Annotated in this window: 18 protein-coding genes and 2 pseudogenes; 10 read left to right on the top strand and 10 right to left on the bottom strand. The window is 69.3% G+C overall.

Going from position 1 to position 19,885, the window contains the following annotated elements; all coding sequences use genetic code 11:
• Window positions 1–25 precede the first annotated feature (25 nt).
• From RUTHE_RS08485 to hspQ, 4 genes and pseudogenes are all read right to left on the bottom strand, one after another.
• On the bottom strand, window positions 26–2,470 hold the full coding sequence (locus RUTHE_RS08485) for a GcvT family protein (RefSeq protein ID WP_021097964.1): 2,445 nt from the start codon (window positions 2,468–2,470) through the stop codon (window positions 26–28).
• Window positions 2,471–2,481: 11 nt separating this feature from the next.
• Window positions 2,482–3,044: pseudogene (locus RUTHE_RS08480) on the bottom strand (helix-turn-helix domain-containing protein).
• Between the two features lie 39 nt (window positions 3,045–3,083).
• Window positions 3,084–3,563, bottom strand: a complete 480-nt coding sequence (locus RUTHE_RS08475; RefSeq protein ID WP_021097961.1) for a GAF domain-containing protein — start codon at window positions 3,561–3,563, stop codon at window positions 3,084–3,086.
• Between the two features lie 279 nt (window positions 3,564–3,842).
• Entirely contained in the window at window positions 3,843–4,166 is a 324-nt protein-coding gene (gene hspQ, locus RUTHE_RS08470; protein WP_021097960.1) for a heat shock protein HspQ, read from the bottom strand.
• Between the two features lie 262 nt (window positions 4,167–4,428).
• Between hspQ and RUTHE_RS08465 the strand changes: the two genes are divergently transcribed.
• Window positions 4,429–5,019 (top strand): transglycosylase SLT domain-containing protein, encoded by a 591-nt coding sequence (locus tag RUTHE_RS08465; RefSeq protein ID WP_021097959.1) that lies wholly within the window; start codon window positions 4,429–4,431, stop codon window positions 5,017–5,019.
• Between the two features lie 147 nt (window positions 5,020–5,166).
• On the opposite strand, the gene RUTHE_RS08460 is transcribed toward RUTHE_RS08465, so the two are convergent.
• A complete protein-coding gene (locus tag RUTHE_RS08460) occupies window positions 5,167–5,778 on the bottom strand; it encodes a LolA family protein (RefSeq protein WP_040645595.1) in 612 nt (203 codons plus the stop codon).
• Between the two features lie 628 nt (window positions 5,779–6,406).
• Here RUTHE_RS08460 and RUTHE_RS08450 point away from each other — a divergent pair.
• The gene (locus RUTHE_RS08450) at window positions 6,407–7,570 is read left to right on the top strand and encodes an alkane 1-monooxygenase (RefSeq protein ID WP_021097957.1); all 1,164 of its coding nucleotides are present in this window, start codon (window positions 6,407–6,409) and stop codon (window positions 7,568–7,570) included.
• A gap of 163 nt (window positions 7,571–7,733) precedes the next feature.
• On the opposite strand, the gene RUTHE_RS08445 is transcribed toward RUTHE_RS08450, so the two are convergent.
• From RUTHE_RS08445 to RUTHE_RS08435, 3 genes and pseudogenes are all read right to left on the bottom strand, one after another.
• Window positions 7,734–8,843 carry a site-specific DNA-methyltransferase gene (locus RUTHE_RS08445; RefSeq protein ID WP_021097956.1) on the bottom strand — a complete coding sequence of 370 codons (1,110 nt, stop codon included), beginning with the start codon at window positions 8,841–8,843 and terminating at the stop codon, window positions 7,734–7,736.
• Window positions 8,844–8,957: 114 nt separating this feature from the next.
• A pseudogene (locus RUTHE_RS08440) lies at window positions 8,958–9,600 on the bottom strand (ribonuclease HII).
• A 145-nt stretch (window positions 9,601–9,745) separates the two neighbouring features.
• On the bottom strand, window positions 9,746–10,177 hold the full coding sequence (locus RUTHE_RS08435; RefSeq protein WP_021097954.1) for a hypothetical protein: 432 nt from the start codon (window positions 10,175–10,177) through the stop codon (window positions 9,746–9,748).
• 231 nt (window positions 10,178–10,408) lie between these two features.
• Here RUTHE_RS08435 and RUTHE_RS08430 point away from each other — a divergent pair, with 231 nt between their 5' ends.
• From RUTHE_RS08430 to RUTHE_RS08410, 5 genes are all read left to right on the top strand, one after another.
• The gene (locus RUTHE_RS08430; RefSeq protein WP_021097953.1) at window positions 10,409–10,690 is read left to right on the top strand and encodes a hypothetical protein; all 282 of its coding nucleotides are present in this window, start codon (window positions 10,409–10,411) and stop codon (window positions 10,688–10,690) included.
• On the top strand, window positions 10,665–11,363 hold the full coding sequence (locus RUTHE_RS08425; protein WP_051150434.1) for a winged helix-turn-helix domain-containing protein: 699 nt from the start codon (window positions 10,665–10,667) through the stop codon (window positions 11,361–11,363). The genes RUTHE_RS08430 and RUTHE_RS08425 overlap by 26 nt, the downstream gene beginning before the upstream one ends.
• Window positions 11,364–11,522: 159 nt before the next feature.
• Complete coding sequence (locus tag RUTHE_RS08420) at window positions 11,523–12,281, top strand: Crp/Fnr family transcriptional regulator (protein WP_158453424.1); 759 nt, start codon at window positions 11,523–11,525, stop codon at window positions 12,279–12,281.
• A gap of 99 nt (window positions 12,282–12,380) precedes the next feature.
• A complete protein-coding gene (locus tag RUTHE_RS08415) occupies window positions 12,381–12,806 on the top strand; it encodes a BLUF domain-containing protein (protein WP_211217733.1) in 426 nt (141 codons plus the stop codon).
• Window positions 12,807–13,093: 287 nt separating this feature from the next.
• Window positions 13,094–13,864 carry a redoxin domain-containing protein gene (locus RUTHE_RS08410; protein ID WP_021097949.1) on the top strand — a complete coding sequence of 257 codons (771 nt, stop codon included), beginning with the start codon at window positions 13,094–13,096 and terminating at the stop codon, window positions 13,862–13,864.
• Window positions 13,865–13,906: 42 nt separating this feature from the next.
• On the opposite strand, the gene RUTHE_RS08405 is transcribed toward RUTHE_RS08410, so the two are convergent.
• Together RUTHE_RS08405 and rarD are read right to left on the bottom strand one after the other, a co-directional pair.
• On the bottom strand, window positions 13,907–14,692 hold the full coding sequence (locus tag RUTHE_RS08405) for an exodeoxyribonuclease III (RefSeq protein ID WP_021097948.1): 786 nt from the start codon (window positions 14,690–14,692) through the stop codon (window positions 13,907–13,909).
• A 34-nt stretch (window positions 14,693–14,726) separates the two neighbouring features.
• On the bottom strand, window positions 14,727–15,617 hold the full coding sequence (gene rarD, locus RUTHE_RS08400) for an EamA family transporter RarD (protein WP_021097947.1): 891 nt from the start codon (window positions 15,615–15,617) through the stop codon (window positions 14,727–14,729).
• Window positions 15,618–16,521: 904 nt separating this feature from the next.
• Here rarD and speB point away from each other — a divergent pair.
• From speB to RUTHE_RS08385, 3 genes are all read left to right on the top strand, one after another.
• A complete protein-coding gene (gene speB, locus RUTHE_RS08395; protein ID WP_021097946.1) occupies window positions 16,522–17,502 on the top strand; it encodes an agmatinase in 981 nt (326 codons plus the stop codon).
• Window positions 17,503–17,645: 143 nt separating this feature from the next.
• A complete protein-coding gene (locus RUTHE_RS08390; protein ID WP_021097945.1) occupies window positions 17,646–18,710 on the top strand; it encodes an ABC transporter substrate-binding protein in 1,065 nt (354 codons plus the stop codon).
• Between the two features lie 67 nt (window positions 18,711–18,777).
• On the top strand, window positions 18,778–19,815 hold the full coding sequence (locus RUTHE_RS08385) for an ABC transporter ATP-binding protein (RefSeq protein ID WP_021097944.1): 1,038 nt from the start codon (window positions 18,778–18,780) through the stop codon (window positions 19,813–19,815).
• Window positions 19,816–19,885: the final 70 nt, after the last annotated feature.

Raw genomic sequence — 19,885 nt, 5'->3', positions numbered from 1 at the left:
GCATGGAGCAACCTCCGGCGCAAGCTCAGGCCCGCATCCGCGCGCCCGACGGGTCGTGGAACGGCCGCAGCGAGGCCTCCGCGGCCACCCTCTGCCCGGCCACGTCGATCGCCCATTCGCTGGCCAGCAGCGCGCCGATCTCCTCGCCCTCGCAGGGGACATAGCCCAGGCCCACGGCCGCACCGAGCCAGTGCCCGTAGGCGCCGGAGCTCAGATGCCCGACGATGCGCCCGTCGCGCAGGATCGGCTCGTTGTGATAGAGAAGCGGGCCCGGATCCTGCAGCCGGAACTGGAGCAGGCGGCGCGACAGCCCTGCCTCGCGCTTGCGCAGCACGGCCTCGCGGCCGACGAACTCCCCCTTTTCCAGGGCAACGGCAAAGCCCAGTCCGGCCTCGAGGACGTGATCCTCCGGGGTGATGTCGTGCCCCATATGCCGGAACCCCTTCTCCAGCCGGGCACAGTTCATGGCATACAGCCCGCAGGGCCGGAGACCCACCTCATCTCCGGCCTCGAACAGGGCCTCGATGGCATGGGCAGCCATGTCCGCACTCACATAGACCTCATAGCCCAGCTCTCCGACATAGGAGACGCGATGCACCCGGGCGAGGCCGAGGCCGAACTCGATCTCCCGCACCGTGCCCCAGGGCATCCCCGCGGCCGAGACATCCTCCGCCGTCAGGCGCTGCATCAGCGCGCGCGAGAGGGGGCCCATCACGGCCAGACAGCCTTCGGCGGCGGTCGCATCGGTGATCACGACGCGCTCCTCCTCGCGCAGGGCGGCGCGCAGCAGGGCCTCGTCGGCGCGCCGTCGCGCCGCCCCGGTGACGATCAGGAACAGATCCTCGCGCAGACGCGCCACGGTCACATCCGCCTCGATCCCCCCCCGGGCATTGAGCGCCTGCGCATAGACAAGGCGCCCGGGCGCCACCGCGACATCGGCAGCCAGCACCCGGTTGAGGAAGCGCTCGGCATCCGGCCCCTCGATGCGCAGCTTGCCGAAGGAGGACATGTCATAGACGCCCACCCCTTCGCGGAAGGCGCGCAGCTCGCGCCCCACATTGTCGAAGAAGGGCCCCCGGCCCCAGGTGCGGCTCTCCTCGGGCGTCTGCCCCGGCGCGGCGAACCAGTTGGCCCGTTCCCATCCGGCCAGCTCGCCGAAGACGGCGCCGCGCGCGGCCAGATGCGCGTGAAAGGGCGATCGCCGCACCCCCCGCGCCGTGGCCTTCTGCCGGAAGGGGAAGTGATCGGCATAAAGCAGGCCGAGCGTCTCGGACACCCGCTCGGCCAGATAGCGGCGGTTGCGCTGGAAGGGCTCGGTGCGGGCGATGTCCACATCGGACAGGTCGAAGGGCTTCTCGCCCTCGTCCATCCAGGCGGCCAGGGCCATGCCCGCCCCGCCGGCGGACTGGATGCCGACCGAGTTGAACCCTGCCGCCACCCACAGATTGGGACATTCCGGCGTGGGCCCGAGGTGATAGGCATTGTCGGGGGTGAAGCTTTCGGGACCGTTGAAGAAGGTGCGGAATCCCGCGCGCTGGAGGAGAGGGATGCGGTGGACCGCCTTCTCGAGGATCGGCTCGAAATGGTCGAGATCGGGGGGCAGCTCGGTGAATTCGGCATCGGGCGGGATGCCGTCCACCGCCCAGGGTTTGGCGCGCGGCTCGAAGGCCCCGATCATCAGCTTGCCGGCATCCTCCTTGTAATAGGTGCATTCGTCCGGCACGCGCAGGACCGGCAGGGAGCCCAGATCCGGGATCGGCTCGGTGATGGCATAGAAATGCTCGCAGGCCTGCAGGGGAATGGCCGCGCCGGCCCAGGCGCCCACCTCGCGGGCCCACATGCCGGCACAGTTGACGACGACCTCGGCGGCGGTTTCGCCGGTTTCGCCCCCGGCCTCCCAGCGCACCGCGGCGATGCGCCCCCGGTTCATGCGGAATCCGGTGACGCAGACCTGTTCGTGAAGGGAGGCGCCCCCGTTCCGCGCCCCTCGGGCCAGCGCCATGGTGATGCCGGAGGGATCGCCCTGCCCGTCCTTCGGCAGATAGACCCCTCCGGTCACGCCCTCGAGACGGAGATGGGGATAGCGGGCACCGATCTCGGCCGGGGTGATCTCCTCGATCTCCACGCCGAAGGCGCGGGCCATGGCGGCCTGCCGCCGCAGCTCCTCGAGCCGTTCCTCCGTCAGCGCCACGGTGATCGATCCGACACGGCGAAAGCCCGTGGCGACCCCGGTCTCCGCCTCGAGCCGGCCATAGAGCTCCTGGCTGTATTTCGCGAGGCGGGTGAGGTTCGCCGTCGCCCGCAGCTGGGCGATCAGCCCGGCGGCATGCCAGGTGGTGCCCGAAGTCAGCCTCTTGCGTTCGAGCAGCACCACCTCGCGCCAGCCGCGCCTTGTCAGGTGATAGGCGACCGAACAGCCGACGACACCGCCACCGATGATGACGGCACGGGCATGGGCAGGGGGATGCATGGGCGGACCTCTCAGTAGATCGGGGGGGCGATGACCCAGATGACCGTGCAGGGTTCGGGATGGGGATTGGCCCATTGGAAGGGCTCGCCCCGCAGGCGGAAGGAATCGCCGGGCCCCAGGCGGTGGAGCCGCCCGGCGACGGTCAGGTCCAGCCGTCCGCTCTCGACATAGCCGACTTCCTGGGTGGGGCGCTGCACGGGGTCGGGCAGGCGCGCCCCGGGGGCAAAGCCGACCGGATGACCTCGAAGGCATCCGACAGATCGGGGGACAGGAGCTCCTCGGTCAGGCCTTCGGCCCGCGACCCGATCGGCCGCCGTGCCCCCGCACGCAGCACGACGCCGCGTTCCTCCTCGGGCCCTTCCGGGCGCATCAGGGCAGCCAGCGGCACATCGAGCGCGCGGGCCAGCCGCCGCAGATCGTCAAGGCTCGGGCGCGACAGGCCGCGTTCGACCTGGCTCATCCAGCCGACCGAGCGGCCGGCCGCCCCTGCCAGCGCCTGAAGGGTGAGCCCCCTCGCGCGGCGCAGGGCACGCAGATCGGCGCCGAACCCGCTGTCCATGCCATGGCCGTCCATGAAAATTCATGGGATGAATTTCACGGGCGGCCGGATCTGTCAATCCGGTTCCGCGGGATCCCTGCGCAGCCGTCCGAACACGTCGGAGAGGATGGCGGACAGGCCCTCGGCATCGGTCTCGTCAAAGGCGGCCGGCCGGTCGCTGTCGATGTCGAGCACCGCGATCAGCTGCCCCGTTCCGTCGCGCACCGGCAGCACGATCTCGCTGCGGGTGGAGGCGGAGCAGGCGATATGGCCGGGAAAGGCCTCGACATCGGGGACGATCTGCACCTGTCCGGTCCGGGCTGCCGCGCCGCAGACCCCGCGCGCGAAGGGGATGGTCAGGCAGCCATGGCCGCCCTGATAGGGGCCGATCTTCAGCAGCCCCGGTGCGACGACCCGGTAGAAGCCGGTCCAGTCGAAGCGGTCATCGGCATGGTGGATCTCGCAGGCCAGGGTGGCCATCAGGGCCACGGGATCGTCCTCGCCCTCGGTCAGGGCCCGGATGCGGGAGCGGAGCTCGGCGTAATCGGCGCGCATGACGGCAGCAGAGCCCGGATGAGGGGCGCGCGCAAGGGGGTGCCGGGGGGAAGGCGCGCCATGCAGGCGGAACAGCGGCCCTGCCCCGTCCTGCCCCCGCGCCGTCTCCTTTCTGGCAACGCAGTGTTCCTGCCCTGCCCTGCCCCTGCCGCAAATCCTCCGTGCTGCTGCCGTGCCGTCCGGCCAGTCTGCCCCGCGTAGCTGCATGGCTTCCCCCGGCGCCGCACGCGAATGCCCCCACCCAGATGGCGGCGCCGGGGTCCCTGCCGGCGGGCTCGGTCAGTTGAGCTGGAATTCGAGCCGGTAGCGCCCCCCCTCGAAGGCTCCGAAAAGATCCGGGATATCCGGATGGTCCACCGGCCCCGAATCATCCGGGACCAGGTTCTGCTCGGACACATAGGCGAGGGAGGGGCCCTCCGCATTCACGGCCAGCAGATGATAGAAAGGCTGATCGCGGCGGGGTCGGGCGTCCTCGGGGATGGACTGCCACCAGGCCTCGCCCTGCGAGAAACAGGCATCCACATCGAAGATCACCCCGCGAAAGCCATGCTTGCGATGGCGCACCACCTGCCCGATGCGGTATTTCGTAAAGGCTGTCAGCATGGCCCTTGCACTCCTTTCCCGTGCATTAGGCCTGTCGGCCACGAAAAAGTCCATGCTTCGCCATGATTTGGCCAGGAAACGATCCGTTCGCCTCCGATCCCGGGTGCGGAACCGGCGGCCTGTCGCGCATCGGCGACGTCGGCATCCCTCTTCGGGGCGGATCCGCCGGATTCCCGGTTCCCCGCGCCGCCCCCCTGCGCTACAGTAGCCCTCAAGAACAGGCACCGCAGGGGGCGCCGCCCCGGAACGGAATCAGGGGCAGATGAGCAGACGACTCCGCGTCATGGCGCTGATGCTTCTCGTGGTGGCCTCGAGCTGCGCCCCGCGCGAACGCTCGGGCCCTGCCCCGAGGAATCTCGACAATGCCTGCGCCATCCTCGCCGAGCGTCCCAGCTATCTGCGCGCCTTCCGGCAGACCGAACGGCGCTGGGGCGTGCCCGTCGCGGTGCAGATGGCCATCATCTACCAGGAATCCAAATTCGTCCCCAATGCGCGCCCCCCTCACCAGTATGCCCTGGGCGTGATTCCCATCGGCCGTCAGTCCTCGGCGATGGGCTACAGCCAGGCGCTCGACGGCACCTGGGCCGAATACGAGGCCCAGCAGGGCCGCGGACGGCGCGACGACATCTTCGATGCCACCGATTTCATGGGCTGGTACATGAACGGGACGCTGCGCGAACTCGGCATCCCCCTCCACGACGTGGAAAATCAGTATCTGGCCTATCACGAGGGGCGCAACGGCTACCGCCGGCAGAGCCATCAGGAAAAGGCCTGGCTGCTGCGCGTGGCCGCGGATCTGAAGACCCGCGCCCAGATGTATGACGCCCAGCTCCGCAGCTGCCGGCGGATCTGACCCGCCGCCGGACCGACCCGGCCTCGCCGCGGACGCCTCGCCGCGGACGGGGGGCCGCGGGCGGGGGGCCGCGGGCGGGAAGCCCCCCCCGCCGACGCCCGTACCCGCGCTGTCCCCGCGCTGTCCCGGCGCTGTCCCGGCGGCGTCTCAGCGGTTCCAGGCGGCCATCTCGGCCTGGATGTTGAAGGGACGGTCGCCGATCTGCACCCCTGTCTGCAGATCATGCAGCACGACCGTCGTCTCGCTGCCTGACTGATCGGTCACGATCCATTGGCGCAGCTCCACCGGACTGCCCGTGAAGACCAGCCGGATCGACCCATAACCGGGATTCTGCGGATCCTGCATGGTCACGGTGGTGGTCGTCCCGTCCGAGACATGCCCCGTCACCATCCCCGCCTGCGACAGGTCCACCCTCTCGGCCAGGATGATCGACAGCGGCGTCTCGCGCAGGGGGAACCGTTCGGGCCCCTGATTGGAGCGGCGGTCGAACACGGCCACCTGTCCGCCCCCTGCCACCACCAGCGCCGAGCCGTCGTCATATTCGAAGCGGATGCGGCCAGGGCGCTTGAGGAAGATGGTGCCGGTCGAGATCGAGCCGTCGGCATTGATCTGCGTGAAGCCACCTGTCGCGGTCTGCAACCGGTTGAGATAGGCGGCGATCTCCGCCAGGGGGATCGCCTGGGCCCGGGCCATGGCCGGCCACAGCGCCGGGGCAAGCGCGACGGCAGGCAAGGCAGCGATCAGGTGGCGTCGGGTCATGGGGCGGCTCATGGGGTCCGTCCTTTCGGTCTGAGGTCCGGCATCATATAGCGCCCTCCTGCCCGGAACCCGAGCGCCAGACGATAACAGCCGCTCGCAGGGCGGTGACGGGGGCCGGCCGCCGGTCCGCTCCTCCCGCAGGGGCCTTCCGCGAGGAAGGCCGCCTGCTCTCCGCAAGGGGGGCCTTCCACCCCCTCCTTCGCGGAGGCCGAGAGGCCGGGGGACCGAAAGGCGCGGCACGGAACTGCCGTCACGGCGGGGTCCGGGGGGTGTTGCGCGAATCGGGGGCGGAGCGCGCGTTGCGCTTACCGATCATGAACCTCTTGCTGGCAGAACGGCGTCATCGTCACCGCAACAGCCATGGAGGAACCGCCCGGAACCATCCGCCCCACATCGCCGGACAGCCCTGCCGCCATGGCGCCGGCGCGCCATGACCGTCCTGACGGCAGACGGATCCGGGCCGGCCCCTGCCCTGCCGGACCATCCGCCGTCATGCAGCCCTCCTGCTGTCCCCCTGCCGCCACCCTGCCGCCCCCCTGCCGCCGTTGAGCGGTCACCCCGCCCCCTTAGAATCGCCGTGGCGAGCCGCCGCCACGCCTCCCCCAGGATCGCAGGAGAAGGGACCCCCATGCCCGAGACCGCCACTGCTCCGCCCCCGCCCCGCCACGCGCCCATCGGTTTCTGGCGTGCGCTGCCCTACTGGATGTCGCTGCTCACTCTTCCCCTCGCCTGGGCGGGCGCCTGGTGGGGGGGGTGGACCGTGTTCCTGCTGCCGCTCTTCACCTGGTTCCTGTTCGATCTGCTCGATCTCGTCATCGGCCTCGACACGTCGAATGCCGACCCCTCCACACCCGATTCGGATCTGTTCTGGTATCGCCTCGTCACCCTGATCTGGTGGCCCCTGCAGGCGCTGACCGTCTTCGGCCTCGTCTGGTATGTGCCCCAGGCGCCCCATCTCGGCCTGGGCGAGAAGCTCGCCCTCTTCTTCGGCATCGGGATCGTCTCGGGGGCCGTCGGCATCGTCTATGCCCATGAACTGATGCATCAGTCCTCCCGGCTTGAACGGTGGCTCGCGGATCTGCTGCTGGCGCAGGTGCTCTATTCCCATTTCCGGTCCGAACATCTGCGCGTCCATCACATCCATGTCGGCACCCCGCGCGACCCCGTCTCGGCCCGCTACAATGAAGGGTTCCACCGCTTCTTCCTGCGGGTGCTGCGGCAATGTCCGCCGTCGGCCTGGCGCGCGGAGAAGGCCCTTCTGGCGCGGGCGGGGCTGCCGGTCTGGTCGCGCCGGAACCCCTTCTGGCGCTATGCCGTCCTGCAGGCGGCGGCGCTGGCCCTGGCGCTGGCCCTGGGCGGGTGGGAAGGACTGGGGCTGTTCCTGCTGCAGGCCTTCGTCGCCATCTGGCAGCTGGAGCTGACGAACTACATCGAACATTACGGCCTGACGCGAAAGCATCTGGGCGAGGGGCGCTATGAACCGGTCCGGCCCCGCCACAGCTGGAACGCGGCGCACCGCGCCTCCAACTGGTTCCTGATCAATCTCCAGCGGCATTCCGATCATCACTACAAGCCCGACCGCCGCTTTCCCCTCCTTCAGACCTATGACGAGGACGAGGCGCCCCAGCTGCCCTACGGCTATCCGCTGATGGCGGCGGTGGCGCTGGTTCCGCCGCTGTGGCGGCGCATGATGAACCCGCGCGTGCGCGCCTGGCGCCGTCGCTTCTACCCGGAGGTGACCGACTGGACTCCCTACCGGACCGGCGCCCTGCCGATGCCGCGGGGGTCCTGATGCTGCCGGGGGTTGTGAAGGGAAAAGGGCCCCGCGCGGGTAGCGAGCCGTCGCGCGGGGCCAGGTGGGAGCCGGGCGCATGAGGGCGCACGCCGGCTCCGGCGGAAGGGGGGCCCGGCGCCCTTCCCCCCCGGGGGGGGCGGCGCGGGCCGATCCGGTGAGATCAGTGCGTGGCGGCCATTTCCGCCCGGATCTGCTGGCGCAGGACATCGATGGGGATGAGGCAGCCATCCCGCCGGAAATGCCAGTAGGTCCAGCCGTTGCAGGAGGGCGCGCCTTCCAGATGCGCGCCGACCTGATGGATCGAGCCCGTCACGTCCCGCCCCACCAGCGTGCCGTCGGCGCGCACCTTGGCCTTGTGGCGTCCGCCCAGGGACCACAGCTCCTCGCCGGGGCGCAGAAGGCCACGTTCCACGAGCGTGCCGAAGGCCACCCGCGGTTCGGCCCGCTTGCTGCCCTGCACCGTGATCGATTCGGCCTCGAAGGGGCGCACGCGGGCGATGCGCTCCTCGGCGATGCGGCGATAGGCGGGTTCGCGCTCGATGCCGATGAAGTGCCGTCCCAGCATCCGCGCCACGGCCCCTGTCGTGCCCGTGCCGAAGAAGGGGTCGAGCACCACATCGCCGGGGTTGGTGGTCGCCAGGATCACCCGGTGCAGAAGGGCTTCGGGCTTCTGGGTGGGGTGGGCCTTCTGGCCATCCGCGTCCTTGATCCGTTCATGGCCCGTGCAGATCGGCAGCAGCCAGTCCGACCGCATCTGCACGCCGTCATTGAGGGCCTTGAGCGCCTCGTAGTGGAAGGTGTAGCGGGCCCCTTCCTCGCGCGAGGCCCAGATGAGCGTCTCATGGGCATTGGTGAACCGCTTGCCGCGGAAATTCGGCATCGGATTGGCCTTGCGCCAGATCACGTCGTTGAGGATCCAGAATCCGGCATCCTGCAGCGCGGCGCCGACCCGGAAGATGTTGTGATAGCTGCCGATGACCCAGATTGCGCCATGGGGCTTGAGGATCCGCCGCACCTCGGCGAGCCAGGCCCGGGTGAAGCGGTCATAGTCGGCGAAACCGGCAAAGCGGTCCCAGGCCTCGGTCACCCCCTCGACGCGGGAATTGTCGGGGCGGTGCAGTTCGCCCTTCAGCTGAAGATTGTAGGGCGGATCCGCGAAGACAAGGTCCACGCTGGCCGCTGGAAGGCGCCGCATGACCTCGATGCAGTCGCCTGCGATGATGCTGTCGAGCACCCCGTCAAGGGTGCCCGCCACTGCCGTTCCTGCCATTCACTGCCTCTGCTCGCCGGCGGGTGGTCCCGCTCTGCTTCGACAGGCGGGTTGGCCCCGCTCTGGTCGTGGGAAACAGTGCCAAGGCTGGCGGTCGGCGTCAAAAACAAAAAGTTACGGCTCGCCGTTCGATCCCTCTGGACACAACATCTCGCGCAGGGGGGCAAAACTGCGCCTATGGAATGGGGTCGGACCGAGCCGCCGCAGCGCCGCAATGTGGCTTTTTCGATCCATAACCCCGGTTCGTTTCCCAACCATAGCCCGGATGCTGTTGCGCGAGTGCGACCATCCTCTTGTCGCGCCATGATTTTGCCACAATCGAGGCAGCCGCGACCGAAAGCGACAGCCGATCCCCCCCCACGACCGGTGTCGCCGGACAGGGCAGATCGGGGGGCAGCCAGGGCCCATCGATCAGGGCGTGATCCGGCCCCAGGGGAAGGGCGAGGATCGCGCGACGCATGGCCAGGAAGGTGGCAGAGGCGATGCCCAGCGCGTCGATCTCCTCGGCCTCCGCCAGGCCAAGCCCCACGGTGGCGCTCTCGCGGATCGCGGCGGCCAGACGGTCGCGCCGGGCTTCGGGCAGGCGCTTGCTGTCGTCGATTCCCTCGGGCAGGCGCGCGGGGTCGAGGATCACGGCCGCTGCGACCACCGGTCCGGCCAGCGGACCGCGCCCTGCCTCGTCCACGCCTGCCACGCGCCGCAGCCCCCGGGCCCAGAGCGCGGCTTCCCTCTCGAAATCCGGTGCCATGATGCCCATCTGCCCCGGCGCGGAGGACAGAGTCCAGCCGGGGGAAGCCCCGAAGGGCTCCCCCCGTCCCGGCGCGGACCACTGGGGCGTCGGGCCCGCTCCGCTGCTCGACTCCGGCCCCCCGCCCCGGCGGGGGTGCCTCGGCCGAAGTTCGTCAGTCCCGTGCCGGCGTCTCCCATCCGGCTTCACGCAGGCAGGCCGGATCGAAACCCGAGACGAATCGCCCGCGTGACCGGATCGTCACCGCACAGTCGAGCGGCAGCTCTCCCGCCCGGGCAAAGCGGGCCTCCAGGCAATCGGGGTCATGAAGCCGCACGCTGCCGTTCCGCACCGGCCAGTCCGTCAGGCAGGCGGGGGGCAGGCGGCGCGAATCGGCCTCGCGTTTCTCTTTCCGGTCCTCGTCGGCGGCCTGCAGGACAAGCCCCAGCGCAGCCAGCGCCGCGATGCCCAGCGCCAGGTTTCGCATCGCGCGTTCCCCTTCGGTCAGGCTGCGCGGCTCGGCCGGATGCGGCTGCGCGGCCGGCCTGCCGGCCGGAGACAGCGCCAGCGCCGCGGCCAGCACGAGGATCTGCACGATTCGGACCATGAAAACCTCCGTTCCGGTCCGCCCCCCCCCGCGAAAGCGGTGGACCGTGGGGGCGCCGGCCCGTTTCCTGCCGCGGTTCTGCGGCGGGGCGGCATGCCAGACAATATCATGGCGTGGCTATCGGTCAGCGCCGGGGCAGCCCAGCCCGCCGGCTGCCGCCCCCGCCCGGCCGACCCCGTCCGTCCTGCAGGGCTATTGAATAGCAGGAGCGCTCCTGCCACTCCTTGCGGCATGAGACTGCTCCCCGCCGCCCTCCTGCTGCTGATCGCGCTTCCCCTCGAGGCGGCGGCGGCCTGTTATGCCGACTACAAGGCCTCGCGCCGCGACCCCTTCGAGCTGCATTACGGCGTGGCCGAAATCTTCGGCCCCTGCGACACGGCCTCGGCGGCCGAGGAACTCGCACCCCGTCTTGCCGCCGACGGCTGGCATCTCCTCGAAGTCGATTCTACCTTCGACGAGACCGGCCTGGAGGCAAGACGTGAGAGCGCTGGCGACTACTATCTCCGCTACTGAGGCCCGCCAACAGGGGGCACGGGCCGTCGCCATCGGGATTGCCGCGATTGTCGTCATCCTCGGTCTGGCGGCAGTCCTGCTCTTCGCCAATCTCCCCGATGCCGATGCCTTCAACGCCCAGGTCGAACGCCTCTTCGTCGAGGGCGATTTCACCAGCCGCGGAGAGATCCGCCTGCTCGAACTGCTGGCGCAGTCCAATACGACCTTCGGCGAGGTGCTGGCCAGCTACCGCGTCATCATCGCGGTGCTGCTGCTGTTCGCCACGGCCATGATGATCGCGGCGGTGGCCTTCCTCGTGATGCTGGTCATCCTCAACCGCCGCATGGGCCAGATCGAGCGCAAGGGGATCGAGGTCAACTCGCTCATCATCTCGCGCGAGGCGAACACGGTCTATCTCAACAATTTCGAGTTCAAGCTGACCGAGGCCGCCATCGAGACGCTCTCGGTCCTGGCCGAGGCCCGGCTCGACGACGAGGTGCTGTCCGGCGCCCAGATCGAGGCCGTCATCTCGGGCCGGGACCCTTCGCAATGCGACGAGGCCGCCGGCGCCACGCGCATCAAGCGGCTGCGCGACACGCTCGGCAATCAGCTGGTCAGCGAGCTTCTGGTCAGGAACATCGCCCGCAAGGGCTATACCCTCGCCGTGGACAAGTCGGCGATCCGCATGATCTGACCCGCGCCGGCGGGGGGGCAGGACAGGCCTCTGCGGCGGGCCCCGGTCCTGTGTTCCCGTCGCGTCATCTTCCCCATGGACGCAGTCCGCAGGCGGCGTATAGAGGGCGGAAAACGACAACCGTCCGGCGCCAGCCCCGAAGGCCTTCGCGCAAAGGACGTGCCATGGAACAGTGAGGATCGTTTGCGTCACCCCCATCCCCTTGCCGCCTGGTTCGAGCGCTTCGTCCAGCCCACGGCCGACGAATACGCGGCGATCGCCTCCGTTCCCTTCGAGATCCGCGCAATTCCGGCCGACCAGTGCCTGCACCATGCCGGCGGCAGCGACGGCCCCATCACCCTCGTGCTCGAAGGGCTGCTCTGCAGCTATCGCATGCTCGATGCGGTGAAATGCCAGATCGTCGCGCTGCACATTCCCGGCGACTGGCCCGATCTGGAGATTCTCTGGCTGAACCGTCTGGGTGCCGACATCGAGAGTCTGGCGCCTTGCCGGATCGCCTGTCTCGAGGCCTCGGCCCTGCGGGCGCTCTGCCGGGATCAGCCCCGCCTCGCGGCGCTGCTGTGGAGCCAGACGCTGGTTGCCTCCTCCATCGCGCGGGAATGGATCGTCAACATGGGCCATCGCCCTGCCGTGATCGCGCTGGCCCATCTCTTCTGCGAGATCGTGACGCGGCTCGAGGCGGTGGGGCTGGCCCATGGCGGGATCTGCGATCTGCCGCTGACCCAGGTCCATCTGAGCCGCGCGACGGGCCTGTCGCTGGTGCATCTCAACCGATCGCTGCAGGAGCTGCGCCGGCGCGGCCTGATCAGTTTCGGCGACGGGCGGCTCGCGGTTCACGACTGGGCCGCCCTTGCCGCACTCGGCCAGTTCAGCGAGGGTTACCTGCACCGGCAGCCTCCCCTCTGGCTTGCCGCCTGAGGATCCCCCTCTGCCCGTTGCCGCGGGAAGGGCCCCTGCCTACAAGGGCAGCATGACGCCAGCCGGACGGCGGCGCGCGGGTGGCGAAGGATCGGCATGATGCGGCTGATGCGGCTCATCTATTCGTCCTGGAGGCTGGACGACGGGGAAGGAGGGATCGAGGCGATCCTTCATGCGTCGCGCCGCAACAACGAACGCGACGGGCTGACCGGCGCCCTGCTGGTCGGAGAGCGCCATTTCCTTCAGGTTCTCGAAGGCAGCCGCACCGCTCTGGGGGCCTGCATGACCCGCATCATGCGCGACCCCCGTCACGAAGCGATCGAGCTGATCAGCGCCGGCGAGGTGCCGGCCCGCCTGTTCGCCGACTGGTCGATGCTGCGCATCGACGGCGAGGCCATCGGGCGCTGCATGCCCGAGCCCTGCCTGCTGTCCGGCGGCTTCCGCCCGCCCGAGATGCCTCAGGCCGCCATCGAGGAGCTCTGCCGCCGCATCGCCGCATGGGGCGGGGGGGATTCCTCCATCTGATCCCGGCCGGCCCTGCCGACCCCGGCGCCCCCGGCCGGATCTTCGCCGCATTTCCGCCATCAGAGGGCCTTCATCCGCCCTCGCGATCAACCATGACGGGACATGACCTACCCGAAGGTGAGGCGCATGTAACATTTGGCATCACCACAAGGGCGCGACCTTGCCATATTTCGGTCGCATTCCACCCCGAGGCTGCAACTCGGGCACGTCGCACAACCCGGCAGCCGGCCTGCCCCTCCACCGGCCCCAGGGCCGGCGGGGACCAGCCCGCAGAAGGGGGACGCAACATGGACTACAGGTTCTTCGAGGAGGCCCGGCTTGCGCACCAGGCCAAGGTGCCATGGAGTTATCGCCGTTCGGTGCGCTGGCTGCCGCGCATCGGGGACATCGTTCCGGACTTCCGGGCCGAAACGAACCAGGGGCCGATCGTCTTCCATGACTGGGCCGAGGGATCCTGGATCGTCCTGTTCAGCCATCCTCTCGCCTTCACCGGGGTCTGCACGACCGAGATCGCCGCACTGGCCGCGCGGGAGGGCGAATTCGCCCAGCGCGGAGCCAGGATGCTCGCCCTCTCCTCCTCCTCTGCCGAAGCCGGCCGCAAATGGGTCGCCGACATCGCGCGCATCTACGGGTTTCACGTGACCTTCCCCCTGATCGCCGATCCGGAGGGCCGGCTCTGCAATCTCTTCGGCATGCTCCACGAGAAGCAGAGCGAGAGCTGCGCCATCCGCAAGACGCTGATCATCGGCCCCGATCTGCGCATCCGGGCGATCTTCGAATATCCGATGGTCGTGGGCCGCAGCAGCGACGAGATGCTGCGCGTGCTCGATGCGATCCAGACGGCCGAGGCCTACAATCTCGCCACGCCGGCGGACTGGCAGCCGGGCGACGATCTGGTTCTGCTGCCCCCCGAATACGGGCCGCCGGCCATCGCCCCCGGCGCCGCGATGCTGCGCCACTTTGCGCCCTATCTCGCCACCGTGGCCGATCCGGAACATCCCGCTGCCGATCTCGTGGCCGATTCGACGTTCCCCGACCCAAGGGGGGCTGGCGGCTGACCGGTCAGGCACCGGGTCGGGCATCGGGAGAGGGGCCCGCGATCACAGGTCGAATCGGGCCAGCACCGGCACATGGTCCGACGGCGATTCCCAGCCGCGGCAATCGCGCAGGATACGGCTGTCATGGGCCGCGCGCATCAGATCGCGGCTTGCCCAGACATGGTCCAGCCGCCGCCCGCGATCCGAGGCGGCCCAGTCCGCCGCCCGGTAGGACCACCAGGAATAGAGCTTGCCCGAGGGCAGGTCGGCGCGGGTGACATCGGTCCAGCCCCCGGCCTCCATCGCATCCGTCAGCCCCGCCACCTCGACCGGGGTATGGCTGACCACATCCAGCATCTGGCGATGCGACCAGACATCGTCCTCCAGCGGCGCCACGTTGAGATCGCCCACCAGGATCGCGCGGCGGGGCGGCTCGGCGCGGAAATGGTCGCGCAGATGCGCCAGAACCCGGAGCTTCTGGGCGAATTTGGGATTGGCGTCCGGATCCGGCAGGTCGCCGCCTGCAGGGACATAGACATTGTGGATCACGGCCCCGCAGGGCAGACGCGCCGCCACATGCCGGGCCTGCCCCAGACCGCCCAGATCGATGGACCCCGCATCCTCCAGCGGGCGGCGCGACAGGATCGCCACACCGTTATAGCCCTTCTCGCCCCGCACCACCGCATGCGGGTAGCCCAGCGCGGCAAAGGTGGCGAGGGGCATCTTCTCCGCCGGGGCCTTGCATTCCTGCAGGCAGAGGATGTCCGGCGCCTCCTGCCGGATCAGACGGACCACAAGCCCTTCGCGCAGACGCAGCGAGTTGATGTTCCAGGTGGCGATGGTCAGCATGCGTCCGCTCTGTGTCTCCGTCACGTTGTATCCGTCACGCGGCGGCCCGCGCCTGCCGCAGGAATGAGGCCGTGTAGATCGCAAGCGCCGCCCAGATCATCGGAAAGGCCACCATGCGCGCCGGCCCGAAATGCTCGCCCAGGACGGCCACGGCGACCAGGGCCACAAGGGTGGGAGAGATGTATTGCAGGATGCCGATGGTCGACAGCCGCAGCAGCTTTGCTCCATGGGCGTAGAGGAGCAGCGGCACCGCCGTCACCACCCCGCAGCCGAGCAGCAGCGCGTCGGTCGCGACGTCGCCGGCCAGGAAATGGCTCTGCCCCCGCGCCATCAACCAGCCGAGATAAAGCAGCGCAAAGGGCGACAGGATCAGCACCTCGAGCAGGAATCCCTCGCTCGGCCCCATGGGCAGCCATTTCTTGAAGAAGGCATAGGCCCCCCAGGTCAGGGTCAGCCCCAGCGCCGCCATCGGCAGCCGCCCCGCATCCCAGGTCAGCACGCCGACCGCAAGCGCCGCCAGCCCGATCGCCGCCCATTGCGCGGGGGCGAGCCTCTCGCGCAGCAGCACCGCGCCCAGGAACACGCTGAAGAGCGGGTTGATGTAATAGCCGAGCGCCGCCTCGAGCGCATGCCCCGATGTCACGGCCCAGACATAGATGCCCCAGTTCAGCGACACGATGGCCGCCGTGACCGCGGCCATGCCCAGCATCCGCGGCCTGCGCAGCGCCCGCCCGAGGGCACCCCCCTTGCCCATCGACAGCACTGCCACGGCCGCGATGGGCACGGACCACAACACACGGTGGAGGATCACCTCGGCCGGGGGGACATGGGACAGATGGACCATGTAGAGCGGCAGGAAGCCCCACAGCAGATAAACCGCCAGAGCCAGGGCCAGACCCTTCGGGCTGTCGCCGTTCGCCTCCATCCCGCTCCCTCCGCGCGCAACACCCCCCGCTAACCGATCCGCCCGCCGGGGGCCAGAGGCCGGCCCCCGGCAACTCGACGATCTTGCAAGCCCCTCGGTCGGGGTGGCGCGTCACCGGACCCTCGGGCCGGGCGATCCGGCGGTCGCCCCGTCAGGATCCCTCCTCATCCTCTTCGGGATAGACCGCTTCCCACGTGCCGGTGAGGGTCGCGGTCAGCTCCTCCGCCGTGATGTCGATGATGAACTTCAGCCATTCGTCGTCCCTTTTGCCGGCGGCGTGTCCACGATTGCGTCCTTGATCCTCAGGACCGCGGTCAGGAACATGGACCGCAACGAGTCCTCGAGGGACAGCCCGTCCTCGACGGGCCAGTGCCGCACGATATAGGCGCCCAGCTGCCTGGCGTTGTGCCAGTCGGCGATCCCGACCTCCCCGCCCGATGGAGAGGCAAAGCGCGCCGCCCAATCGTCCGTGGCCTTGAGGATGCGGTCGGCATCGCCGCCCCGATCGCGGCGGCCACCTCGGCGATGAACTCGCGCACCACGCCCTCGACATAGGCGAAGTCCCCGAGATAGGGCGCGTCCCCGCCCGCCGCCTCGAACGAAGCCCGCATCGCCGCCTCGTCGGGGGCGTGGAGCGGCCCGATATCGTCGTCTTGCGTCTGATTGCTCATGGCAGATCCTCCGGGTCCGGCAGGGCGATCACTTCGACCACCCACGTGCCGCTGCCCCCCCAGGTGCCGGACTTGTCGGTGAAGGAGTGGCCCTTCGGATGCACCTTCTGGCATAGAACCTCGTGCCGCAGGGGAAAAGCACTTTGTTGCGCTCCCGCTTGCCTTCCCCGTGCCGGCATGCTTCCCCCGCGCCGGATGCGTCACGATGCGCCACGCCAGAGGGAGCCATCCGCATGACCCGCTTCAACCAGCCGCTCGGCGGCAACGACATGCCCCGCTTCGGCGGCCCTGCGACCTTCATGCGCCTGCCCGCGCAGGCAACGGCCGAAGGGCTCGATGCCGCCTTTGTCGGCATCCCCCTCGACATCGGCACGTCGAATCGCCCCGGCACGCGCCTCGGCCCCCGCGCCATCCGCGACGAAAGCCGCATGATCCGCCCCTTCAACATGGCGACCGGCGCTGCCCCCTTCGAACATCTCCAGGTCGCCGATATCGGCGATGTGGCGATCGACACCTTCGACCTGAAGACAAGCTGCGACATCATCACCGCCGCCTATCGCGAGATCCTCGCCCATGGGACGATCCCTCTCACGCTGGGGGGCGACCATACGCTGACCTGGCCCGTGCTGCGCGCCATCAGGGACCGTCACGGTCCTGTCGCCCTCGTCCATGTCGATGCCCATGCCGACATCAACGACACCATGTTCGGCGAGAAGGTCGCCCATGGCACGCCCTTCCGCCGCGCCTGGGAGGATGGCTGCCTCCTGAACGACCGCGTGGTGCAGATCGGCCTGCGGGGCACGGGCTATGCGCCGGACGACTTTGCCTGGGGCCGCGCGCAGGGCTGGAGCATCGTGACGGCCGAAGAGATCGCCGGCCGCGACCTGCGCCGCCTGATGGAGCAGGTGCGGGCCCTGATCGGCGATGCCCCCTGCTATCTGTCCTTCGACATCGACAGCCTGGCCCCGGGCCTGGCCAACGGCACCGGCACGCAGGAGATCGGCGGCCTGCAGGACTGGCAGGCCCTGCAGATCGTGCGGGGTCTGGCGGGTGTGAACCTTGTCGGCTGCGATCTGGTGGAGGTCTCGCCGCCCTTCGACACGACGGGCACCACGGCGCTGACAGGGGCGAACCTGCTCTACGAGATGCTCTGCGTCCTGCCCGGCGTGCCGCAGAGGCCTCCCGCCCCTCTCCATGGCTTCGATATCGGCTGAAGCGCCGGGGGGCATCCTGATGCGCCCTGTGGACGCGGAACCGACCGGATCTTAAAGCATGGCCTGACAGAACGGGGCCGGCGGGGAACGGATCGACCGAATCGGTCCGTCCGCCGGCTCCCCGAACCCGCAGGGAGATCATCATGAAACGACGCAGCTTCCTTGTCGGCACCGCCGCCGGTCTGTCCGCGCTGGCCGCCCCCGCCATCCTGCGCGCGCAGGGCACGGCCCTCAAGGTCGGCACCTATGGCGGCTTCTTCCAGGACAGCTTCGATCAGCACATCTATCCCGACTTCACCGCCGAGACGGGCATCGCCATCGAATCCATCGGCGAACCCACGGGCGAGGCCTGGCTTGTCCAGCTCGAACAGGCGGCGCGCGCCGGACAGGCCCCGGCCGATGTCAGCATGATGGCCCAGGTCGCCCGCCTCAAGGGCGAACGGTCCGGGCTGTGGCTGCCGCTCGACGAATCGGCGATGCCCAACCTCGCCAACTTGCCCGAGCATTTCGTCCACCGTTACCCGGACGGGCGTCTCTACGGCACGGGGGCGGTGTCGTGGTACATCACCCTCGTGACCAATACCGATGTCTATCCCGAACCGCCGACCTCCTGGCAGGCGCTCTGGGATCCGGCCAACCGCGACCGGCTGGGTCTGCTCGCACTGGCCTCCAACTCCTTCCTGCTCGAGATCACGGCGACCACCTTCTTCGGCGGCACCGACATCCTCGACACCGAAGAGGGCGTGATGCAGGTTCTCGAGAAGCTCGCCGAGGTGAAGCCCAATGTCCGCCTCTGGTATCGCGACGAGGGCCAGTTCCAGCAGGCGCTCCAGTCCGGCGAGATCCCGATGGGCCAGTATTACCACGACGTGACCGGCCTCGCGGCGGCCGAAGGACAGCCCGTGCGCTCCACCTTCCCGGCCGAAGGCGCGGTGCTCGATTCGGGATCCTGGGTCGTCAGCAAGGCCAGCACCATGCAGGAGCAGGCCCAGATCTTCATCAACTACATGGCCCGGCCCGAGATTCAGGCAAAGCTGTCGCGCTTTGTCGGCACGGCGCCCACGGTGGACCGCAGCCTGACCGATCTGACGGACGAGGAATTCGCCGCCGTGGCCTCGGACCTGCCGCCGATCCTGCCGCGCTATGATCTCTACATCGACAGGGCCGACTGGGTGAACCAGAAGTGGTCCGAGATGATCACCGGCTGAACCTGCCCGATCCCGGGCCCGGCCGCATCCCGGCCGGGCCCCATCCCGCAAAGGACCCTGCCCCTCGATGAACGATCTCGCGCTCCGCTCGCTGACCAAGCGCTACGGCCCCGCTGCAGCGGTGGACGGGGTCACTCTCGACATTCCGGGGGGGCGCTTCATCTGCCTGCTCGGCCCCTCGGGCTGCGGCAAGACCACGCTGCTGCGCCTCATCGCCGGGCTCGAGACCCCGACCGAGGGCCGCATCCTCGTCGGCGGAGAGGACATCACCGACCGCCCCACCCACCGGCGCGATTTCGGCATGGTGTTCCAGTCGCTGGCGCTGTTCCCCCATCTCTCGGTCGGCGACAACGTGGCCTATCCGCTGGCCATCCGCGGCCGGCCGAAGGCCGAACGCGACCGGCGGGCCGCCGAACTGCTGGAGCTGGTGCGCCTGCCGGGGCTGGCCGGCCGCCGCATCCATCAGCTCTCCGGCGGCCAGCGCCAGCGCGTCGCCATCGCCCGCGCCCTGGCCGTCGATCCGCGGCTGTTCCTGCTCGACGAACCCCTGTCGGCGCTCGATGCCGCCCTGCGCGATCACATGCAGATGGAGCTGCGCCAGCTCCAGACCCGGCTCGGCATCACGACGCTGGTCGTCACGCACGACCAGAAGGAAGCGCTGACCATGGCCGATCTCGTGATCGTCATGGACAAGGGCCGGGTGCAGCAGATGGGCGCCCCGATGGAGATCTACCGCGACCCGGCCAATGCCTTCGTCGCGGGCTTCATCGGCTCCTCGAACCTGCTGCCGGCCACCCTGCTCGACCGCTCCATGATCGAGGTTTCGGGCCGGCGCATCCCCCTTGCCCCGCAGGACCGCGTCAAGACGGCCCCCGGCCCCGCCCTTCTCTCCGTCCGGCCCGAGGATGTGCGCCTGGCCGAAGAGGGCCTGCCGGCCCGCGTGACCTTCATCCGCGATCTGGGCGAAAGCGTGCAGATCGTGCTCGATCAGGACGGGCGCGAGATGACCGCCCTCTTCGCCCCGCGCGAGCGACCGGATGTGCAGATCGGCGAGACGGTCCAGCTCGCCTTCGCGCCGGGCGGTGTCGTGGTGCTGGCGCCATGACCGGCCGCGAATCGCCCGTTCCCGCCTGGATCGGCCTGCTGCCCGGTCTGGTGCTCGTCGTGCTCTTCCT

The organism is Rubellimicrobium thermophilum DSM 16684 (assembly GCF_000442315.1).
Taxonomy (GTDB): domain Bacteria; phylum Pseudomonadota; class Alphaproteobacteria; order Rhodobacterales; family Rhodobacteraceae; genus Rubellimicrobium; species Rubellimicrobium thermophilum.
Note: the sequence above shows the minus strand (reverse complement) of the source record. Positions and strands in the feature narration are given on the sequence as shown.

What these genes read in the sequence shown, in the direction of transcription:
- RUTHE_RS08390 (WP_021097945.1), top strand. Translation starts at nt 17,646, where the DNA reads ATGAAACGACGCAGCTTCCTTGTCGGCACCGCCGCCGGTCTGTCCGCG.
- RUTHE_RS08460 (WP_040645595.1), bottom strand. Translation starts at nt 5,778, where the DNA reads ATGACCCGACGCCACCTGATCGCTGCCTTGCCTGCCGTCGCGCTTGCC.
- RUTHE_RS08445 (WP_021097956.1), bottom strand. Translation starts at nt 8,843, where the DNA reads ATGGCAGGAACGGCAGTGGCGGGCACCCTTGACGGGGTGCTCGACAGC.
- RUTHE_RS08415 (WP_211217733.1), top strand. Translation starts at nt 12,381, where the DNA reads ATGCGGCTGATGCGGCTCATCTATTCGTCCTGGAGGCTGGACGACGGG.
- RUTHE_RS08475 (WP_021097961.1), bottom strand. Translation starts at nt 3,563, where the DNA reads ATGCGCGCCGATTACGCCGAGCTCCGCTCCCGCATCCGGGCCCTGACC.
- RUTHE_RS08385 (WP_021097944.1), top strand. Translation starts at nt 18,778, where the DNA reads ATGAACGATCTCGCGCTCCGCTCGCTGACCAAGCGCTACGGCCCCGCT.
- RUTHE_RS08485 (WP_021097964.1), bottom strand. Translation starts at nt 2,470, where the DNA reads ATGCATCCCCCTGCCCATGCCCGTGCCGTCATCATCGGTGGCGGTGTC.
- RUTHE_RS08430 (WP_021097953.1), top strand. Translation starts at nt 10,409, where the DNA reads ATGAGACTGCTCCCCGCCGCCCTCCTGCTGCTGATCGCGCTTCCCCTC.
- RUTHE_RS08435 (WP_021097954.1), bottom strand. Translation starts at nt 10,177, where the DNA reads ATGGTCCGAATCGTGCAGATCCTCGTGCTGGCCGCGGCGCTGGCGCTG.
- RUTHE_RS08410 (WP_021097949.1), top strand. Translation starts at nt 13,094, where the DNA reads ATGGACTACAGGTTCTTCGAGGAGGCCCGGCTTGCGCACCAGGCCAAG.
- hspQ (WP_021097960.1), bottom strand. Translation starts at nt 4,166, where the DNA reads ATGCTGACAGCCTTTACGAAATACCGCATCGGGCAGGTGGTGCGCCAT.
- RUTHE_RS08465 (WP_021097959.1), top strand. Translation starts at nt 4,429, where the DNA reads ATGAGCAGACGACTCCGCGTCATGGCGCTGATGCTTCTCGTGGTGGCC.
- RUTHE_RS08450 (WP_021097957.1), top strand. Translation starts at nt 6,407, where the DNA reads ATGCCCGAGACCGCCACTGCTCCGCCCCCGCCCCGCCACGCGCCCATC.
- speB (WP_021097946.1), top strand. Translation starts at nt 16,522, where the DNA reads ATGACCCGCTTCAACCAGCCGCTCGGCGGCAACGACATGCCCCGCTTC.
- RUTHE_RS08405 (WP_021097948.1), bottom strand. Translation starts at nt 14,692, where the DNA reads ATGCTGACCATCGCCACCTGGAACATCAACTCGCTGCGTCTGCGCGAA.
- rarD (WP_021097947.1), bottom strand. Translation starts at nt 15,617, where the DNA reads ATGGAGGCGAACGGCGACAGCCCGAAGGGTCTGGCCCTGGCTCTGGCG.